The following is a 17,866-nucleotide window of genomic DNA, read 5'->3' as shown; positions in this document are numbered from 1 at the left end:
GATGGCCCGCTCTCATTCCCCAACGCGGATTCGGTCCACGAGTCGGGACAAAATCCGCTCCCGCTTGGCTGGTCGTGCGAGCTCGCACTCCCAGACCCGATACACCCGCCACCCGGCCCTCCTCAATGCCTGGTGGTTGCGCTTGTCCCGCAATCGATTAGCTTCAATCTTCGTGGCCCAGAAGCCGCTGTTGGTGCCGGGGATTCGACCATTCTGGCAACGATGGCCATGCCAGAAGCATCCTTCCACGAAAACCACTACCCCATACTTTGGCAGAACGAGGTCCGGTCGTCCAGGTAGGTCCCTTGCATGGAGCCGGTACCGAAGTCCGGACGCATGCAGGAACGATCGGACCAGCAGTTCTGGCTTGGTGTCCTTGCTCCTGATGCGCGACATCCGTTCGCTTCGTTCCGATGGGCTAAGGGTGTCTGTCACGTTCGGGGATTCGTTCGGGATGCCTGAAGTCGGGGGCTGTGCGAGACCCTCACCGGGGGGACATTCTAGGAGGCTTTCTGGTGGGCCCGCTCACTGTCCGGGGAGGGGCAAGCAAGGGAGGTTGCGCCTCGGGCAGGCAGGTCTGAGAACATTCGGCGCAAGCTGTGAGCTTGAGGAGCGATGCCAGCTGCACGGACAACGTCCTAGCACCACTCGGTTGGTGCCCGGTTGCCTATGTCGTAGGCAATCCACGATTGGCACGCCCCAGGCCCGTAAACGTGTGCGGCGATTAACTGGCTGCTGCCAGGCGAAACCACGGCGCACCTCGGAAGTTCGGTCTGCTCCCTTGCGCTACCTTGCCCGCCTCGTCCAGCCGGCGGCTCTGCTCCTCGCTCAGCCACTGGAGGGGCTCCAGCACCCTCGCTGCCTCGATCGATGGAGAGGCGGCCAGATCCTTTGGCGAGTGGACGCCCCCAGATCCACTTCCCGGCAAACCGCCGCAGGTTAGCCTGCAGTCCTCGATCTCCCTGCTAGGAGCCCCGCGGAAGTGGACTGGGCCGGAGTATGTGCCTGGGGTGAGGTGATCTGAACCAGGCGTCCGGGGAGCTCCCGGGGGAGGGGCAGGGGCCGCCTGGAGGGGGGCTGGCGCAGAGACGGCTACCGGGGGAGACGTGGACGACCAGAAGTGGGGGCTCGGCGGCAGGCCGAAAGCGGACCTGGTCGGGGCTGGTCCCAACACTTTCCCCTTGCACACGAGGCCTGGGCTTTACGAGGCGGGCTGGTTGGGCGGCAGCTTTGGAGCACACGCTGGCAGGAAAACGCAAAGGACGGGCACGGCGGCAACAAGCTCCTGCGGGGCTGCCGCAAGGAGGACCTGGAGTTCTCGATCCTGCAGCGCGTCGGACCGGATATGCCCGCGGCCGAGGTGATCGAGATCGAGGGCCACTGGAAGCAGCGTTTGCATACCCGCGCGCCGTACGGCTTGAACGACAACTGATCCTTGCTGCCTGCGGCAGCGCGGCTTCGGGGCGGGTATCCTGAGCCGCCTTTCAGAACACGCGGTGCCGCCATGGCCAAGGCCATCAACCCCCTCCAGGAACAGCTGCTCAAGGCCGGGCTGGTCAAGGAGTCCAAGGTGGCGCTGGTGGCGCGCGAGCAGGCCAAGGCGCGCAATGCTAAGGGCGGGGCGGCCGGGCCCAGCGAGATCGAGCTGGAGGCGCAGCGGGCGCGGGCGGAGAAGGCCGAGCGCGACCGGGCGCTGGAGGCCGAACGCCGGGAGCAGGCGCGGCGGCGCGAGCTGCAGGCCCAGGCCAGGCAGATCGTGCGCGACCGGCGGGTGCAGCGCAGCGGCGAGCTGGAGTACCGCTTCACCGCCGGCGGGGTGATCCGCACCCTGCTGGTGGACGAGGACCAGCGCCGCAAGCTGGCCTCCGGTGCGCTGGTGATCGTCGATGCCGGCGAGGGCTTCGAGCTGCTGCCGCGGGCGGCGGCCGACCAGGTGCGCGAGCGCGACGAGTCGATGATCGTGGTCGACCATGGCCAGGCCGCGCCCGAGGCGGTCGACCCGGACGACGAGGACGCGGCGTACTACGCGCAGTTCAAGGTGCCCGACGACCTGATGTGGTGAGCCGGCTTCCTCGTCAGCTAGGCACGCTTGGCCCGCCGCACCGCCCGTACCTTCCTTGACGGGCCGCCGCCGCAGTAGAAGCAGGTCGTCGTCGCCGGCCTCGAGGCCGCTGACGAAGATGCCGGCCGGCAGGCGCAGGCGTTCGAGCACGGCGCCATTGCCCGGGTCGATGCGGCGCAGCTCGCTCTCCTCGTTCTCCCATGTGCCGTGCCACAGGGCATCGCCTGCCCAGCTGACGCCGGTGACGTAGCGGTCAGATTCGAGGCTGCGCAACACCTTGCCGGTCTGCGGATCGACCTGGTGGAAGCGGCGGCCCTGGTATTCGCCCACCCACAGGTGGCCGTCGGCCCAGGCCATGCCGGAGTTGCATTCGCCGGTACGGCCAGGCGCGGGGATGGTGTGCAGCACCGCGCCGGTATCGGGGTCGATCTTCTCGATGCGGGTTTCCACCAGCTGGTAGAGGTGGGTGCCGTCGAACGCGGTGCCGGCGTCGCAGGCGCGCTCGATCACCCGCTCGGTCTGGCCGCTGTCCGGATCGAACGCGACCAGGCGCGGGCCCAGGGCGGCCCATACCCTGCTGCCGTCGAAGCTCACGCCGTGCACGCCTTCGGCATCCTCGAACGGCCCGTATTCGCGGACCACTTCGGCCTGGTACTCGATCGACCGGGGGGAGGGGCGGATGTCCATGCTCTGCCTCGCAGTTGCGCGCCGGGTGTGGCGCCGTGGTCCTGAAGCTACGCAGGCGGCGCCACGGCCGGGAGTAACAATGTCGTCGCGAATCCCGCCAGCGGCGGCGCCAGCCAGCGCCGCGCGCGGCCGCGCCCCAATGCCCGTGCGTGCCCGGCTTCGGCCAGTGCCGCCAGGGCGCGCTGCACGCTGCGCGGGCTGGTGCCCAGGGCCAGCGCAAGTGCACCGCTGGACCAGGCCTGGCCGTCGGCCAGCAGGGCACGCACGGCGGCATGGGCGGCTTCCAGCGGCGGTTCGAGCAGGACCACGCGTGCCGCGGCGCGGGCCTGCAGCGCGAAGCCAGCGCCACGTGCTTCGATCCCGGCCCAGGGGGCGACCAGGGCGCGCAGGCGCCCGATCTCCACCCGCAGCCGCGCGCGATGGGTCTCGTCGAAGCGGCGCACGCGGAAGGCCGCGGCGATAAGCGCCTCGCGGGGTGCCGGCTCTGGCCAGGCCGCGGCCAGTGACTGCGCCAGCGCGAACAGCACCGGGCGCCCGGCAAGGGGCAGCCAGGCATCGCCCAGCCGCACCCGCCGCCGGCAGCCGTCCACCACCAGTGCATCGGAGGCGAACAGCGCTTCCACCTCGTGCAGCGCCAGCAGGCGCGGCGCGCCGGGCACGTGCAGGCGCGCAACCGGCTGCCGCAGCTGCGCCTCGGCGTTCGCCACTTCCGCCAGCAGCGCGGGGATGCCGGCGCGCGCGGCCGCGGCACGCGCCCGTGCGAGCGCTTCGCGTGCCGGGGCGGTGCGCACCGCGCGCAGGGACAGCTCGGCGGCGGCCAGGCTGGCGACCGCGGCCAGCGCCGGCGGCAGCATGGTGCCCTCGAGCGTGGACAGCGCCTTGCGGGCTTCGGCCAGGCGCCCGAGCAGCAGCAGGCGACGCATGCCCAGCAGGCGTGCGTGCGCGGCGTTGGCGTGGTCGCCATGGGCATCGAGGACGGCGGTGGCGCGGGCCAGTGGCTGTTGCGGAAGGTCCAGCTCGCGCAGCGCCAGGGTGATCTCGGCCTCGGCCAGCACGCAGCGCGCATGCGCCAGCGGCTGCCGGATGCCGAAGCCGCGCGCGGCCCGGCGCAGCAGTGCGCGCGCGCGTTGAAGCTCGCCCAGGCGGGCCATCGCCGTGCCGCGCAGGGCCAGCGCCAGCGGATCCTCGCGCAGCGCGACCCGCTTCAGCGCGCCCAGTGCGTCGCCGGCGGCCAGATCGCTTGCGGCGGCGGCGAGCGTGGCGTCCATGGGGTTACCTTGGCGCTTTCGGGGGCAACATGCAGCTGGCATGGCAGCACGCCATCCGGTGGCGGTCGTGGGCGTGCTCCGCGCACGATGTGCGCCCGGTGGACGGGCGATCCCGGCACTGGCCCCGAGGGCCGCTGGAAGGGCCCGCATGCGGTGGTGCCGGAAGGCCGCGGCGCGTTGCGCTACGGATGCGGCCGCGCCACCACCGACACGTCGATCTGGTCCAGACGCCAGTGCAGGCGGCGCGCCACCGCGCGTACTTCCTCCACCTGCTCGGCGTCCAGGCCAGGGCTGTCGAGCAACACGATGCCGGAGAGGTGGAAGCCTTCCTCGTGCAGGCGCACGGCGCAGCCATGCACCCAGGGCAGGTCGGCGACGGCACGGGCCAGCTGGCCGGGCAGGGGATCGGGATCGCTGCGGTCGAGCTTCTGCGGGCGGGCGTCGTGCAGGTCGCGCACCGCGGCCCGCAGGTTGCTGGCACCGTCGTGCAGCACGCTGCCGGCGATGAACAGCGCCGCGGCCGCGTCGGCCCACCACCAGCCCATGCCGATCCCGGCCACGCCGGCGATGCCGGCCAGGCCGGTCATCCAGTCGGCCTTGCCCACGTCGGCATCGGTGTGCAGCGGCTTGAGGCTCAGCTGTTCGGCCAGCTCCATCTTCTTGCGGCCCAGGATCACCGGCGGCACCACCGAGACCACCATGGCGCCCATCATGATCCAGCCCTGCCACACCACGTGGCCGCCAAACACCATCGTGCCCACCACCGGGCGGGTGGCGGTGAGCAGGGTATGCAGGCCGTCGTAGACCAGGGCCAGGCCCACGCCGGTCAGCGCCACGGACGAGATCAGGAAGTTGATGTCGAACGCGCGCTCGCGGCCGGTGATGTATTCGGCGTCCACGCCCTTGCGGCGGAAGCGGCTGGCGACCAGGAACGCGGCCGGCGGCACCAGGCTTAGGATGTCCTCGACCAGCGCGGTCTTCATCGCCTGCGAGCCGCCCATCACGAAGTACATCATGGTCGCGACCAGGCCCATTACCAGCAGCGACCACCAGCACAGGTGCTCGGCGCGGCGCAGGCCCCGGCGCTGTTCGCCGGGGAGCTCGCGCGCCGGCGGGCGCAGGGCGATGGGGTTCATTGCGCGCCCTCCTGGTCCACCAGGTACTGGTCGAAGGACAGGTGCCAGGCCGGCTGCCCGGGCGGCAGGGCGACGCGGCGCTCGGGCATGGGACCGTCGACCCCGGCGCGCAGGCCCAGCCGGCGCGACCAGCCGACCTTGGGCTGCCACGGCGAGTCGGGGTGGTAGCCGCCGATCACCGCGTGCAGGCGCGCGTGTTCCAGCTCGCCCAGCAGCGCGTCGTGGCCGCCGGGCTTCCATTCCACGCGGTAGCCATGCGCGGCGGCGAAGCGCTGCACCAGTTCCGCTTCCAGGCCGGAAACGCTGCCGTCGGGCGCGATCCGTACCCACGGCGGATCGTCGCTGGCGCCCACGCGCATGGCGTCCTGCGCGGCCTGCCGGCTGAGATCGTCGGCATCGCGCGGGTACGGGCCGCAGCCGGCCAGAGCGGCCAGCGCCACCACGCATGCCAGGGCAGGGATGCGATGCATGGACGCTCTTATGGGCGCTGCGGGGTGAACGCGATGTCAGGTCGGCGGAGTCTGGGGCTTGCCGGTGTTGGCGTCCCGGATGCGGCCTTCGGCCGCGCGCACCCGCGTCCTCCAGGCGCACGACGCCCGTGCCGTCGCCACGGCCCCGCCACCTTGAAGGCGACGCTCTTGCAGGGCCCGGAAGCGAAGCGCACCCGGCTTCCCCCCTCCCCGTGGTCCTGGAACGCTACCGGGCCCCGGCTCACCCCGGGGCGACATTGAGGGATGGTGCGCGGGCCGACGGGCACTGGATCACATGCCGGCAACACCCGCGGTGGGAGCCTGCGGCCAAAGCCAGGCCCCATCCATGCACCTGATCCAGCTGTTCCTGCCGCTGCGCGACAACGATGGCCAGGCGTTCCCGCGGGCCCTGTATGACGAGGTCCGCGCGGCGCTGGCCGAGCGCTTCGGCGGGGTGACCGCATTCGTGCGTTCGCCGGCGGTCGGGCTGTGGGAGGACGGCGAGGGCGACGTGCAGCGTGACGACGTGGTGCTGCTGGAGGTGATGGCCGACCACGTGGACCACGGCTGGTGGGTGTCCTACCGCAAGGGCCTGGAGCGTCGCTTCCGCCAGGACGAGGTGCTGGTGCGGGCGACGCGGGTGGAGCGGCTGTAGGCGTCATCGGAGTGCAGCCGGGGTGCACCTGGCAATGCCGCGACCAGGGAGGCTGTATCGGAGCACGGGTGTGCTACGCCTATCCGGGCTACGCTTTGCAACCTGCGCACGAGCTGGAGCTGTTGATGGCCTATACCAACCACTACCTGGAAGCCGAACCTTCCCGCGCCGAGGTGGACGCGCGCGAGGGCCCGCTGTTGCTCGAGTTCGGTGCGCCGTGGTGCCCGCACTGCCAGGGGGCGCAGCCGGCGATCGAGGCGCTGGCCTCCGAGCATCCGCAGCTGCAGCACCTGAAGATCGAGGACGGCCGCGGCAAGCCGCTGGGACGCTCGTTCAAGGTGAAGCTGTGGCCGACCCTGGTGCTGCTGCTCGATGGCCAGGAACTGGCGCGGGTGGTACGGCCCGTGGCCGGCGAGGACCTGCAGCCGCTGCGCGCGGCCCTGGGGGGCGGCTGAGCGGGGGCATGGCGATGGACGCGATGAAGTGCGCGCGGGTGGCGCTGCTGGCGCTTGCGCAGGCGGGCGCGGCGCTGGCCGGCGAGGGGAAGGACGCCGCGCCAGCGCAAGCGGCCGCGGTGCTGGAGCGGTTCCGCACGCCCGCCGAGGGGATCCGTTCCGGCGGCCGCATCCAGGCCGCCGACCTGCCGGCCTTGCAGGCAACCGGCATCGTGCGGGTGATCGACCTTACGCCCGATGCCGAGACACCGGATTTCGACGAGGCCGCCGCGGTGCGCGCGGCCGGACTGCACTACGCCAACCTGCCGATCGCCGGGCCGCAGGACATCGACCGCGAGGCGGTGCTGGCCTTCGACGCGCTGCTGGCCGGAAGCGGGGGGCCGACCCTGGTGCATTGCGCCAGCGGCAACCGCGTGGGGGCCCTGGCGGCCCTGCGCGCGGCCTGGCTGCACGGTGCCGACGAGGAGGCCGCGATCGACGAGGGCCGGCGCTGGGGCCTCACCGGGCTGGAACCGGTGGTACGCCAACGCCTGCGCCAGGCGCGCTGCATTGCCGATGCCGCCGATGTGGCGGCCTGCGCGGACGGCGGCTGAGCCGGCTCAGCGCCTGCGCGCGCTGAGGAAGGTCCACAGGTCCTGGTAGGACGGGACCAGCACGTCCTGCTCGCAGCGCCCGGCGAAGTGCGCGTCCACCGCCTGGCGGATCAGCGGCAGCACCTCGCGGCGCAGGGCGCGGTCGGCGGCATCGTCGCGGCCATGGCCGCAGCACTGCATGCTCAGCACGCCGCCGGGGCGCAGGGCGCGCGCGATGTGGCCGATGATGCCGGTGATGAATTCGGCGCGGGACTGGCCCTCGCGCACCGGGTCCATGGTCAGGTCGTAGACCACGGCATCCAGGTCGCGTGCCTGCGCGATCCAGGCGAAGGCATCGCCGGTGACGATGCGCGCGTGCGGGCTGTCGAAGGCGTCGCCGCACAGCGCCGGCAGGTGCTGGCGGCAGAGCTCCATGACCCGCGGGTCGATCTCGACCATGGTCAGCTCGGACGGCAGCGCGTCCAGCGGTTCGAGGGTGCGGATCAGCTCGGCAAGCACGCCGCCGTCGCCGCCGCCGAGGATGGCGACGCGTTCCAGGCGCGGATGGGCCAGCAGCGGGCTGGTCATGGCGACGCCGTAGGCGACGTCGGATTCGGAGATCTGGAGGTCGCCGTCGAGGAAGAGCTGGCCCCCGAAGCGCGGGTGGCGGGTGACGACGACGTGCTGCAGGCCGGTGTGCTCGTCGGCGAGCAGGTGGTTGGAAGCGGCCGGTGCAACCGGCGGGAGATGCAGGCGGAGACCGGCGCGGTGGCCGTTGGATGGAATCAATCCGGGTTCCTCCTGTTGCGGTGGATGGACCCCCATGCTGGTCAATCCGGGCGGAGGGTTCAAGTTCCGCTCCATCGCGGCCGCATCGCGCGGGGCGGGGCGGTAACCACGATGGCGGGACGATCCGTCGCATCCGTGGCCCGTTGACCACATCCGATGCACGGGAGCAGACTGCGCGCCGCCGGTGGCGGCACGCCGCCGGTGCGTCGTTCCGCGACGCTTTCGCGCAGGCGCCGCACGTGGCATGCAGGCGCCTTTCGGAGTCCAGATACCAATGTCCAGCGACAGTCATCCCGGCCCCGGGCCGCTGACGGTGCTGGCGACCGCCTGAGCGATCGGGACTGGTTCGCCGCCGCTGCCGCCGGCCCGTGGCCGAAACGAGGCGAACCCGATGAAGAACCCGATCCTGCTGCGGCAGCCCGGCGCGGCGGCCGTCACCCTCGCTGCACCCCTGGCCGCGCTCGACACCGCCGATGCGGTGGAGCATCCCAACAGCATGGACCGCGACGATGCGGCGGCGGTGCTCGCGGCGCTGCCGGTGCCACGCGCGGTGGAACTCCTGGAGCAGCCCGAGCTGCGCGACGCCAGCGTGCTGGTGGCGCGGCAGGACTTGGCGCTGGCGGCCGGCTGGCTCGGGCAGATGGCCCATGATCGCGCCACCGACATCTTCCAGGGCCTGGACGCGAAGCACCGCGACCAGCTGCTGTGGCGGCTGGATCCGGACACCCGCGATGCGATCCGCAAGCTGCTGCGCTACCCGCCCAACACCGCCGGTGCGCTGATGACCACCGAGTTCGCGGCAGTGCCGGCGGACTGGACCGTCGGCCGCACCCTGCAATACGTGCGCGAGGTCGAGCGCAGCCGCGAGACCGTCTACGCCATCTACCTGCTCGATCCGCGGGAACAGACCCTGGTGCAGGTGGTGACCATGCGCCGCCTGATCACCGGCGAGCCGGACGCGCCGATCCTGCAGGTGGCCCAGGCCACGCCGCCGGTCGCGGTGGACGCGCAGATGGACCAGGAGGAGGTGGCGCGCCTGATCCGGCGCCACGACCTGCTGGCGATCCCGGTGGTGGACGCGCGCGGGCACGTGCTGGGCATCGTCACCGTGGACGACGTGCTCGATGCGCTGATCGCCGAGTCCACCGAGGACGTGCACAAGTTCGGCGGCATGGAGGCGCTGGACAAGCCGTACATGCGCATCGGCTTCGGCGAGATGATCCGCAAGCGCGCCGGCTGGCTGGGCGTGCTGTTCCTGGGCGAGATGCTGACCGCCAGCGCGATGCAGCACTTCGAGGACCAGCTGGCGCGGGCGGTGGTGCTGACCCTGTTCATCCCGCTGATCATGAGCTCCGGCGGCAACTCCGGCTCGCAGGCCACCTCGCTGCTGATCCGCGCGCTGGCGTTGCGCGAATTGCGCCTGGGCGACTGGTGGAAGGTGGCCCTGCGCGAGATCCCCACCGGCGCGGTGCTGGGCGCCATCCTCGGCCTGCTGGCGATCGCGCGCATTGCCGTGTGGCAGTACGCCGGGCTGTACGACTACGGCCCGCACTGGGGGATGGTGGCGCTGACCATCGCCGCGGCGCTGGTCGGGATCGTGGGCTTCGGCTCGCTGTCCGGCTCGATGCTGCCGTTCGTGCTGCAGCGCCTGGGCTTCGACCCGGCCAGCGCCTCTGCGCCGTTCGTGGCCACGCTGGTCGACGTCACCGGGCTGGTGATCTATTTCAGCATCGCCGCGCTGATCCTGGGCGGCACGCTGCTGTAGCCCCGGCTGTCCCCGGAGCCCCGTGCCCCGCGTAGCCCTGGCAGGCCGCAGGCCGCATCCACGACCCCGCGCGCTGGAAGCCGCGCCATTGCAGCCGTCGATGGCCCGGCTTCCTGCCGCCTTGCTTGCCACCCGGAGCCACCGGGTCACGACCCAAGGACGGGACGACGCTAGGGACGCGTCCGGGCTGCGCCCGCCATCCGGCATCATTCGCGCATGTCCGCATCCGAAGCTTCCGGCTCCACGCCGCTGACCCGCGCCGCCATCGCCCGCAAGGCCTGGCCGATCATCCTGGCCAATGCCTCGGTGCCCCTGCTGGGGCTGGTCGATACCGCGGTGATCGGCCGCTACGGCAGCACTGCCGATCTCGGTGCGTTGGCGCTGGGGGCGCTGCTGTTCAATTTCGTCTACTGGAGCTTCGGGTTCCTGCGCATGGCCACCACCGGTTTCGTGGCGCAGGCCGCCGGGGCCGGGGACGAGGCCGAGGTGCGCGCGGCGCTGGCGCGGCCGCTGCTGATGGGCGCGGGCCTGGGCGTGGCGATCTGGCTGCTGCAGTGGCCGCTGGTGGCGGGCTACTTCGCGTTGATGGATGCGAGCGCGGCGGTCGCGGGTACCGGCGCGGACTACTTCGCCGCGCGGGTATGGGGCGCGCCGGCGGCGCTGGCGCTGTATGCGTTGTGCGGCGCGCTGGTGGGGCTCGGACGCAGCCGCACGCTGCTGGCGGTGCAGCTGCTGCTCAATGGGCTAAACGCCGCATTGGACGTCTACCTGGCCGGCGTGCTCGACCTCGGCGCACGCGGCATCGGTTACGGCACGGCCATCGCCGAGTGGACCACCTGCCTGGTCGCCGCGGTGGTGGTGTGGCGGATGCTGCGGGCCCGCCATCGCGACGGCGAGCCGTTCCTGCCCTGGGCACGCATCGGCGACCGCGCACGGCTGCGGCGGACGCTGGCGGCCAACGGCGACATCATGGTCCGCACCCTGTGCCTGCTGGCCGGCTTCGGCTGGTTCGCGCGCCAGGGCGCGGCGCTGGGCGATGCGACCCTGGCGGCCAACCACCTGCTGTTGCAGCTGGTGTCGTTCAGCGCGTTCTTCCTCGATGGCTTCGCCTACGTGGCCGAAGCGCAGGTGGGGCATGCGGTGGGCGCGCGCGATCGGGCCCGCTTCCGGCGGGCGGTGCGGTTGAGCAGCGAGCTGGCGGTGGCGACGGCGGCAATGCTGGCCGCGATCCTGTGGCTCGGGGGTGGGGCTATGGTGCGGCTGCTGACCACGCTGCCGGACGTGGCGGCGGTGGCGCTGGCACATCTGCCGTGGGTGGCGCTGTACGTACTGCTATCGGTGGCGGCGTTCCAGCTGGATGGGGTGTTCATCGGCGCCACGCGTACCCGGCAGATGCGCAATGCCGCGCTGCTGTCGGTGGCGGTGTTCCTGCTGGCGGCGTGGCCGGCGGCGGCATGGTGGGGTAACCACGGGCTGTGGGCGGCGTTCGTGGTGTTCGTCGTCGCGCGGGCGCTGGCGTTGGTTCCGTATTACCGGGGGCTCGATTCGGAATTGGGCGCGTAGCCCGGATAAGGCCGCAGGCCGCATCCGGGGCCGTCGCATTGGTATAGCTGCGGTAGCGGATGGCAATCCCCGGGTGCGCTTCGCTTACCCGGGCTACAAGCGTGCGTCGTTCTCGTGAGTGCGACCGGGTACGCCATCTTCGCGATGGATACAGCCTTGGTAACCGGCCCTCTCCCCCGTCCCCCTTCCCCAGTGGGAGAAGGGACGGGGCTGGGTTTGATCCGCGCCCATGGGCGCGGGTGTTTGAGGGGACTGCCAGACCGGCTCGCCGACGCCATCAGCGGCGTTCTTCGCGCCGGTGCCGGGCCAACATGCCCTCTCACCCGGTGGGGAGAGGGCGCCAGGCAGCGGCATCATCGAATGGTGATTGCACTGCGCGCCGCTCACGCGCCTGGCTGTAGCCTCGTTGCCACACACGAGGACAGACCATGAGCACGAACAACCACCAGGATCCGGCGAAGGATCCGAACGAATCCAACGACGGCGCGCAGTCCAACCGCACCACGCCGCCGGATGCGGGGCAGGGCGAGTCGCTGCCGGAGGCCCCGGCCAGCGATCCGCAGGCAGGCATCGACCGCGAGGTCGGCGACCTGGAGGACCCGGACGCGGAGGACGACGGCGCGCTGCCGGGCCGCGCCGGTGGAGGACTGGCCGGCGGCTGATCAAGCCCCTCCCCGCAGGGCCGGCCGCGTGCCATTCACGTGGCGCCGGCCACAATGACGGGCCGCTCCGATCCCGCAGGCCCGTGAGTCCGCAGCGCCGCCTACCGCTTATCGTCGCCACCGCCCTGTTCATCGAGAACATGGATTCGACGGCGATCTCCACTTCGCTGCCGCAGATCGCGGCCGACGTGGGCACCGAGCCGGTGGCGCTGAAGCTGGCCCTGACCACCTACATGCTGGCGCTGGCCGTGTTCATCCCGGTCAGCGGCTGGGTCGCCGACCGCTTCGGCGCGCGCCGCATCTTCGTCGGTGCGATCGCCGTGTTCCTGGTCGGCTCGCTGTGCTGCGCCGCCAGCGACGGGCTCGGCAGCCTGGTGGCGGGCCGCTTCGTGCAGGGCGTGGGCGGGGCGATGATGGTGCCGGTGGGCCGCCTGGTCCTGCTGCGCAGCATCGAGAAGGCCGAGCTGGTGCGCGCGCTGAGCTGGCTGACGGTGCCGGCGATGCTGGGCCCGATCCTCGGCCCGGTGCTGGGCGGCGCGATCACCACCTACGCGCACTGGCGTTTCATCTTCCTGATCAACATCCCGATGGGATTGCTGGGGATGTGGCTGGCCTGGCGCTTCGTGCCGGAGCTGCGGCAGCCGGTCGGGCCGATGGACTGGCGTGGCTTCCTGCTGTCGGCCGGCGGGCTGGGGCTGGCGATGTTCGGGCTGTCGGCGATCGGCCGCGGGCTGGTGCCGGGGGCGGCGATCGCGCTGGTGGTGCTGGTCGGCTTCGCCCTGGTGTTCGCCTACGTGCGGCATGCGCGCACCCACCCGCATCCGCTGCTGTGCCTGGACCTGCTGCGCTATCCGACCTACCGCGCCGGCGTGCTGGGCGGCTCGCTGTTCCGCATCGGCATCGGCGCCACGCCGTTCCTGCTGCCGCTGATGCTGCAGCTGGGCTTCGGCCTGGATCCGCTGCAGTCGGGCCTGATCACCTTCACTTCCACCGCCGGGGCGATGTTCATGAAGGTGGTGGCGCCGCGCATCCTGCACCAGTTCGGATTCCGCCCGGTGCTGGTGTGGAACGGCCTGCTGGCCTCGGCGCTGCTGGCCGGCTTCGGCCTGTTCCGCGCCGATACGCCGTACTGGCTGATGGTCTCGGTGCTGCTGGCCAGTGGCTGCTTCCGCTCGCTGCAGTTCACCAGCATCAATGCCATCGCCTATGCCGAGATCGGCCAGGAGCGCATGAGCCAGGCCAGCAGCCTGGCCGCGGTGGCGCAGCAGGTGTCGTTGGCGCTGGGCGTGACCATCGGCGGCTATGCGCTGAGCGTGGCCGGACGGGCCACCGGCGGCGGCGATGGCGATCCGCTGGCCTTCCTGTTCGCCTTCCTCACCGTGGGCGTGATCTCGGCGATCTCGGTGTTCGAGATGCGCAAGCTGGCGCCCGATGCGGGCGCCGAAATGGCGGGCCGCGCCGAGGCCGGCCACGAGGTTACCGAGCCGAAGGTAGAGGCGCGGCCGCAGGCCTAGTCCATCCACGCAAGGCCACGTGCGCGCCGTGCCCGGCCGCCCAGGCCTGCCCGGGGACATGCATCAGCCTGCCGCCTCGACCGGGCCGGTACCGGCGCCGACCCGCGGATCGCCCAGGCGGCGGCCGGCCAGCGCCTCGAACTGGATCGGGTCGTGCGAGCAGAACAGGGTGAGCTGCGGCTCGCGCAGCGCCAGTTCGCGCAGGCGTTCGCGGCTGTGCAGGCGTGCCCGCCGGTCCTTCTCCATCATCCACTGGTAGAAGCGCAGGCCCGGCGTGCAGCGGGGCTCGGCGTGCATCTCGCGGGCGTCGAAGTAGGCGTCGCCGGCCAGCAGCAGCCAGTCGTGGTCGCCGCGGATGGCCACGCCCGCATGGCCGTGGGTATGGCCGGGCAGGTGCACCATCAGGATCTCCGGTGGCAGGCCGCGCAGCGCGGACACGGCCTCCAGTCCCATCCACGCCTCGGTGCGCGCATCGTCATAGGCGAGCCAGCGCCCGCGCGAGCCCCACTGCTGCGGGCGGAAGCGCTGCCGGTCCAGCCAGGTGCGCTGGCGCGCGGCGGCTTCCTCCTCGATCGCGCGCAGGTGCACGGTGGCGTTGGGGAAGTCGTCCAGGCCGCCGGCATGGTCGAAGTCCAGGTGGGTAAGCACGATGTCGGTGACGTCCGCGGGGGCGTAGCCGAGCGCCTGGAGCTGGCGTGCCGCGGTCATTTCCGCGCGCAGGTCGGGGGCGAGCAGGCCCAGGAAGAACGCGCTGAGGCGGTCGCGGGGATGCGCTACGTCGCGCAGGCCCAGCCCGGTGTCCACCAGGACCAGGCGGTTGCCGGCTTCCACCAGCAGGCAATGGCAGGCCAGGGAAGCGCGGGTGAACACGCCGCGGGTGCGGCCGTCCATCAGGTGTCCGCCCAGCGGACAGGTGGAGATGCAATTGAGGTGGTGGACCTTCATGGCGACTCCGCTTGGCGTTGCAGGCTGGAAGCGTGCAACGCCGACGTGGTGGCCGTTGCGATCCGCGCCGGGGAGATGGCTGCACCAACTGCATTTGCTCATGGCCTGGCGTGATCCCGGGATCACGCGCGGGCGGTTGCCACCCGCGCAAAAGGAAAGGGCCCCGCTTGGGGGCCCCTTGGCACTGGAGAGCCGGCCGGGATCAGCGCTGCTGGCCGCGGTGCTGCTGGTCCTGCTGGTTCTGGCGACCCTGCTGGTCGTGCTGCTGCTGTTGCTGCTGGTTCTGCCGACCCCGCTGCTGGTCGTCCTGCTGCTGCTGGTTCTGGCGCTCCTGCTGGTCCTGCTGCTGTTGCTGGCCCTGCTGGTCCTGGCGGCGCTGCTGGTCCTGCTGGTTCTGGTTCTGCTGGTTGGCCATTTTTGCGCTTCCTTCTTCGAGGCCATGGCGGAGTGCCACGGTCCGACGACAGTGTCCGCATGCATGCGTTAGCAAGGCGCCCAGTGCGCGGTGAACGCTGCTTTACGAAATCCCCGATCGATCGCGCCGGAAGCTTGCAAAACAGCAGGTTGCGCGCACTGGCGCGGAGTTGCGCGTTATTGCCGTGCGTTATCGGCTTATGCGTTGGAATGTGGCTGGTGTATCCGCGTGCAGGGGGATGAACCGGACAGCGTTGCCGGTGCGTGCGCGGGTGGTTCGGGGATTCCCGGCCGACCACGCACCGGCGGTGTTGCTTGTCGCGCGCTTGGGGCGGGAGGGCCACGGGCGCTGGGGTGTCGACGGTGGTGTCGACGGACCCGGAAGCGGCCATCAGCCTGGTCCGACCACGCAAAAAAAAGCCGCGGCGCCAGGCGCCGCGGCGTGGTTTGCGAAACGGCGGGTGCTTCTTACTGGCCTGCCGTGCCCGATTGCAGGGCGCGGGCCTGCTCCAGGTGCTGGGCCACGTGGTCGCGGGTAAGGCTCAGGTGCTGGCGCACCTCCTCGCGCTCGGCGGCCGGGATCAGCTTCTGGTCCAGGGCCTCCAGCGCTTCGGTGTGGCCCTTCACCATCGCGTCGACGTAGGCCTTGCGGTAAGCCTCGCCGTCGAGGTCGTCGAGCGTGTCGCGTTCCTGTTCGCCCTTCTGGCGCTGGGCCTGGGCATCCTGCGACTGCTCGTCCGGGCCCAGGGCGCTGGTCTGGGTGCGGTTCTGGGTGTGCTGGTCGATCATCAGCCGCGCATAGTCGGCGGTGGCGCCGGTCACGCCCTTGGCCAGGGCCTGTTCGCCGGCGGCGATCTCGTGCTCGTTGATGGCGTTGAGCACCCCCAGCGCGCTGGCCTCGGCGGGGCTGGTGGCCTGGTCGTCGCCCATGGCCGGGTCGACGGTCGCGCCCGGCGGCTGCGCCGCCGGATCGGCGGCCGAGGTGTCCGGCACGCCCGCGTCCATCTCACCGTCGCGGTTGCGGTCGCCGCAGGCGGCGAGGCCGGCGATGGCGAGCGCGAGCAGGGCGGGGGTGGCGATGCGTTTGATGTTCATGCGGTCTCCGTTGCGGGGGAGGAGGGGCCGGACGCCGGCCGGGAGAGTGGCCGGCGTCCGGCTGACCACGGCGAAAGGAGCATCGCAGGCGCCGTGGCCGGGGACGGTCAGGCGGCGCGCTGCTGCGCCGCGGCCTGGTTGCCGCCCTGCTCGGCCAGCAGGGTCAGCTTCTCGTCGGTGGCCTTTTCTTCCTCGAGGGTCTCGAGGATCAGCGGCAGGGCTTCCTTGTAGCCGAGCTGCTTGGCCAGCGCGGCAAGGGTGCCGTAGGCGGCGATCTCGTAGTGCTCGACCTTCTGCGCGCCGCCGATCAGGGCTGCGTCGCGCAGCGGGCCGGCCTCGATCGAATCGATGACTTCCTTGCCTTCCTCGACCAGGCCTTCCATGGCCGCGCACTTGATGCGCTTGAGGCGGATGTCCAGCAGTTCGACGATCTGGTCGATGCGCTCGATCTGGCCCTGGGTTTCCTCCAGGTGCAGGCGGAAGCCTTCGGCCAGTTCCGGGTTGTCGGCGGCGCGCGCCAGGCGCGGCAGGGCCTTGGTCAGCTGCTTCTCGGCGCTGTAGATGTCCGACAGCTCGTGGATGAAAAGCTCTTCGATGTTCTTCACCGCCATGACGGATGCTCCTTCGTCTGCGGCCGGATGGGATGGGTGGAATGGGTGCACGCCGGCCATGCGCAACGTGGACCATGGTGGACGGGTGGGCATTGGCTGCAGGTCCAATGCCGGTGAAATCGATGTTCAGCAGGCGTGGCGTGCGTTTCATCGCGCTTGCACGCCTCCTTCATCGCGCCATGCGCGGCGCCGCGGTTCCATGGGACATGCGGCATCGGCCGCGTCGCCCAACGAGGAGGATCCACATGCGCATGCCTGTTTCCCCAGGGCCGTGGGCCATCGGCCTGCTGGCCGCGATCTCGCTGGCGGCCTGCGGCTACCAGGCCGCGGCACCGGAGGAGAACGGTGCCAACACCACCGGCGAACGCGGCGCCGGCGCGGCGCTCGAGCGCGATCCGGCGCCGGACGCTTCGCCCTCGCCGGAGGGCAGCGGCCGGGTGGTGCAGCTGGCGATCGAACAGGAGCCGGCGCCGCACCTGGTCGATGCCAGCGGTGCCTCGCTGTACTACCTGGAAGGCAACGTCGACGGCACCAAGTGCGACCAGGCCTGCGAGGGCGTGTGGCCGCCGGTGCTCGGCAAGGGCCAGCTGCAGGCGACCGACGGCGCCGGGGCCGGCACCACGGTGGGCAGCCTGCAGCGGGCCGACGGGGTTCAGGTCACCTGGCGCGGCCAGCCGCTGTACCGCTATGCCGGCGATCAGGGTGCGCAGCGCTCGGCCGGCGATGGCGTGGTCGACGAATGGGGCCACTGGCAGCTGGCCCGGCCCTGACCACGGCGGCCGGCGGGCGGGGCCTGCCGGCCGCGAGCGGGCAAGAAAAAAGCCGGCACAGGGCCGGCTTCGTGGAAAGCGCGCTGGGCTAGCCGAGGGGGAGGTGGGCCGGCTCGCCATCGCGGCGGGGGAGTGCCGGCAGCGGCGAGGGGTCGGGTACGTACTGCTGCAGCAGTTCCGGCAGATGGCGTTCGAGCCGGTCCAGGTCGAGTGCGTCAGCGTGTTCCGAAGCAAGCATCTGGGACATCTCCTTTCCGGCGGCCTTGCGGCACGCCGCTCCTGCCGTGTCGCGTCGGGGGAAGGTCCGGACATCGCCGGGAGCGCCCGCTAGCGTCCTTGCGGCGGGCGGTGTCCGGCGAGTGGACACGCGTCCGAATCTGCCTGCCCAAATGTTCAGATCGTGTGGAAAAACAGGGGGTTGGACATGACAAAT

20 protein-coding genes are annotated in these 17,866 nt (G+C 71.4%); 11 read left to right on the top strand and 9 right to left on the bottom strand.

Annotated elements, in window-relative coordinates; genetic code table 11:
* Positions 1-12: 12 nt before the first annotated feature.
* Entirely contained in the window at positions 13-435 is a 423-nt protein-coding gene (locus tag EIM47_RS13910) for a very short patch repair endonuclease (RefSeq protein ID WP_125077247.1), read from the bottom strand.
* A 1,069-nt stretch (positions 436-1,504) separates the two neighbouring features.
* On the opposite strand from EIM47_RS13910, the gene EIM47_RS13900 reads away from it, so the two are divergent.
* On the top strand, positions 1,505-2,062 hold the full coding sequence (locus EIM47_RS13900) for a DUF2058 domain-containing protein (protein WP_125077246.1): 558 nt from the start codon (positions 1,505-1,507) through the stop codon (positions 2,060-2,062).
* A gap of 207 nt (positions 2,063-2,269) precedes the next feature.
* Positions 2,270-2,794 carry a hypothetical protein gene (locus tag EIM47_RS15710; protein WP_164514620.1) on the top strand — a complete coding sequence of 175 codons (525 nt, stop codon included), beginning with the start codon at positions 2,270-2,272 and terminating at the stop codon, positions 2,792-2,794.
* Between the two features lie 2 nt (positions 2,795-2,796).
* Here the strand turns inward: EIM47_RS15710 and EIM47_RS13890 are convergent, their stop codons facing one another.
* From EIM47_RS13890 to EIM47_RS13880, 3 genes are all read right to left on the bottom strand, one after another.
* Positions 2,797-4,017 (bottom strand): helix-turn-helix domain-containing protein, encoded by a 1,221-nt coding sequence (locus tag EIM47_RS13890; protein ID WP_125077245.1) that lies wholly within the window; start codon positions 4,015-4,017, stop codon positions 2,797-2,799.
* 182 nt (positions 4,018-4,199) lie between these two features.
* The gene (locus tag EIM47_RS13885; protein WP_125077244.1) at positions 4,200-5,153 is read right to left on the bottom strand and encodes a cation transporter; all 954 of its coding nucleotides are present in this window, start codon (positions 5,151-5,153) and stop codon (positions 4,200-4,202) included.
* On the bottom strand, positions 5,150-5,623 hold the full coding sequence (locus EIM47_RS13880; RefSeq protein ID WP_240626247.1) for a transporter substrate-binding domain-containing protein: 474 nt from the start codon (positions 5,621-5,623) through the stop codon (positions 5,150-5,152). The genes EIM47_RS13885 and EIM47_RS13880 overlap by 4 nt, the downstream gene beginning before the upstream one ends.
* Before the next feature lie 346 nt (positions 5,624-5,969).
* Here EIM47_RS13880 and EIM47_RS13875 point away from each other — a divergent pair, with 346 nt between their 5' ends.
* From EIM47_RS13875 to EIM47_RS13865, 3 genes are all read left to right on the top strand, one after another.
* Positions 5,970-6,278: a hypothetical protein gene (locus EIM47_RS13875; protein ID WP_125077243.1), complete on the top strand. Its 309-nt coding sequence runs from the start codon at positions 5,970-5,972 to the stop codon at positions 6,276-6,278.
* Between the two features lie 125 nt (positions 6,279-6,403).
* Entirely contained in the window at positions 6,404-6,733 is a 330-nt protein-coding gene (locus EIM47_RS13870; RefSeq protein WP_125077242.1) for a thioredoxin family protein, read from the top strand.
* 8 nt (positions 6,734-6,741) lie between these two features.
* Positions 6,742-7,326 (top strand): sulfur transferase domain-containing protein, encoded by a 585-nt coding sequence (locus tag EIM47_RS13865; RefSeq protein ID WP_125077241.1) that lies wholly within the window; start codon positions 6,742-6,744, stop codon positions 7,324-7,326.
* A 6-nt stretch (positions 7,327-7,332) separates the two neighbouring features.
* Here EIM47_RS13865 and EIM47_RS13860 read toward each other — a convergent pair whose 3' ends face one another.
* Positions 7,333-8,094, bottom strand: coding sequence for a spermine synthase (locus EIM47_RS13860; RefSeq protein WP_028914894.1), 762 nt, complete (start codon positions 8,092-8,094; stop codon positions 7,333-7,335).
* 391 nt (positions 8,095-8,485) lie between these two features.
* On the opposite strand from EIM47_RS13860, the gene mgtE reads away from it, so the two are divergent.
* The 4 genes from mgtE to EIM47_RS13840 all read left to right on the top strand — a co-directional run bounded on the left by mgtE (position 8,486) and on the right by EIM47_RS13840 (position 13,598).
* Positions 8,486-9,859 carry a magnesium transporter gene (gene mgtE / locus EIM47_RS13855; protein ID WP_125077240.1) on the top strand — a complete coding sequence of 458 codons (1,374 nt, stop codon included), beginning with the start codon at positions 8,486-8,488 and terminating at the stop codon, positions 9,857-9,859.
* Positions 9,860-10,075: 216 nt separating this feature from the next.
* Positions 10,076-11,422: an MATE family efflux transporter gene (locus tag EIM47_RS13850; RefSeq protein WP_125077239.1), complete on the top strand. Its 1,347-nt coding sequence runs from the start codon at positions 10,076-10,078 to the stop codon at positions 11,420-11,422.
* A 428-nt stretch (positions 11,423-11,850) separates the two neighbouring features.
* Positions 11,851-12,084: a hypothetical protein gene (locus EIM47_RS13845; protein ID WP_028914891.1), complete on the top strand. Its 234-nt coding sequence runs from the start codon at positions 11,851-11,853 to the stop codon at positions 12,082-12,084.
* On the top strand, positions 12,081-13,598 hold the full coding sequence (locus EIM47_RS13840; RefSeq protein WP_276312196.1) for an MFS transporter: 1,518 nt from the start codon (positions 12,081-12,083) through the stop codon (positions 13,596-13,598). Before EIM47_RS13845 ends, EIM47_RS13840 begins: the two co-directional genes overlap by 4 nt.
* A gap of 63 nt (positions 13,599-13,661) precedes the next feature.
* Here the strand turns inward: EIM47_RS13840 and EIM47_RS13835 are convergent, their stop codons facing one another.
* Positions 13,662-14,543: an MBL fold metallo-hydrolase gene (locus EIM47_RS13835; protein ID WP_125077237.1), complete on the bottom strand. Its 882-nt coding sequence runs from the start codon at positions 14,541-14,543 to the stop codon at positions 13,662-13,664.
* Between the two features lie 178 nt (positions 14,544-14,721).
* Here EIM47_RS13835 and EIM47_RS15840 point away from each other — a divergent pair, with 178 nt between their 5' ends.
* Positions 14,722-15,030 (top strand): hypothetical protein, encoded by a 309-nt coding sequence (locus tag EIM47_RS15840; protein ID WP_199728406.1) that lies wholly within the window; start codon positions 14,722-14,724, stop codon positions 15,028-15,030.
* Positions 15,031-15,425: 395 nt separating this feature from the next.
* Here EIM47_RS15840 and EIM47_RS13825 read toward each other — a convergent pair whose 3' ends face one another.
* Together EIM47_RS13825 and EIM47_RS13820 are read right to left on the bottom strand one after the other, a co-directional pair.
* Complete coding sequence (locus tag EIM47_RS13825; protein ID WP_125077236.1) at positions 15,426-16,052, bottom strand: DUF4142 domain-containing protein; 627 nt, start codon at positions 16,050-16,052, stop codon at positions 15,426-15,428.
* A 107-nt stretch (positions 16,053-16,159) separates the two neighbouring features.
* Positions 16,160-16,663, bottom strand: a complete 504-nt coding sequence (locus EIM47_RS13820; protein WP_019398622.1) for a ferritin-like domain-containing protein — start codon at positions 16,661-16,663, stop codon at positions 16,160-16,162.
* A gap of 251 nt (positions 16,664-16,914) precedes the next feature.
* Between EIM47_RS13820 and EIM47_RS13815 the strand changes: the two genes are divergently transcribed.
* Positions 16,915-17,433 carry a hypothetical protein gene (locus EIM47_RS13815; RefSeq protein WP_240626246.1) on the top strand — a complete coding sequence of 173 codons (519 nt, stop codon included), beginning with the start codon at positions 16,915-16,917 and terminating at the stop codon, positions 17,431-17,433.
* Between the two features lie 88 nt (positions 17,434-17,521).
* Here EIM47_RS13815 and EIM47_RS15705 read toward each other — a convergent pair whose 3' ends face one another.
* Positions 17,522-17,680, bottom strand: coding sequence for a hypothetical protein (locus tag EIM47_RS15705; RefSeq protein WP_156810452.1), 159 nt, complete (start codon positions 17,678-17,680; stop codon positions 17,522-17,524).
* Positions 17,681-17,866: the final 186 nt, after the last annotated feature.

This window comes from Pseudoxanthomonas sp. SGT-18, from assembly GCF_003931645.1.
In the GTDB taxonomy this organism is placed as follows: domain Bacteria; phylum Pseudomonadota; class Gammaproteobacteria; order Xanthomonadales; family Xanthomonadaceae; genus Pseudoxanthomonas.
The sequence above is the reverse complement of the archived record's forward strand: the minus strand, read 5'-3'. Positions and strand labels throughout refer to the sequence as shown.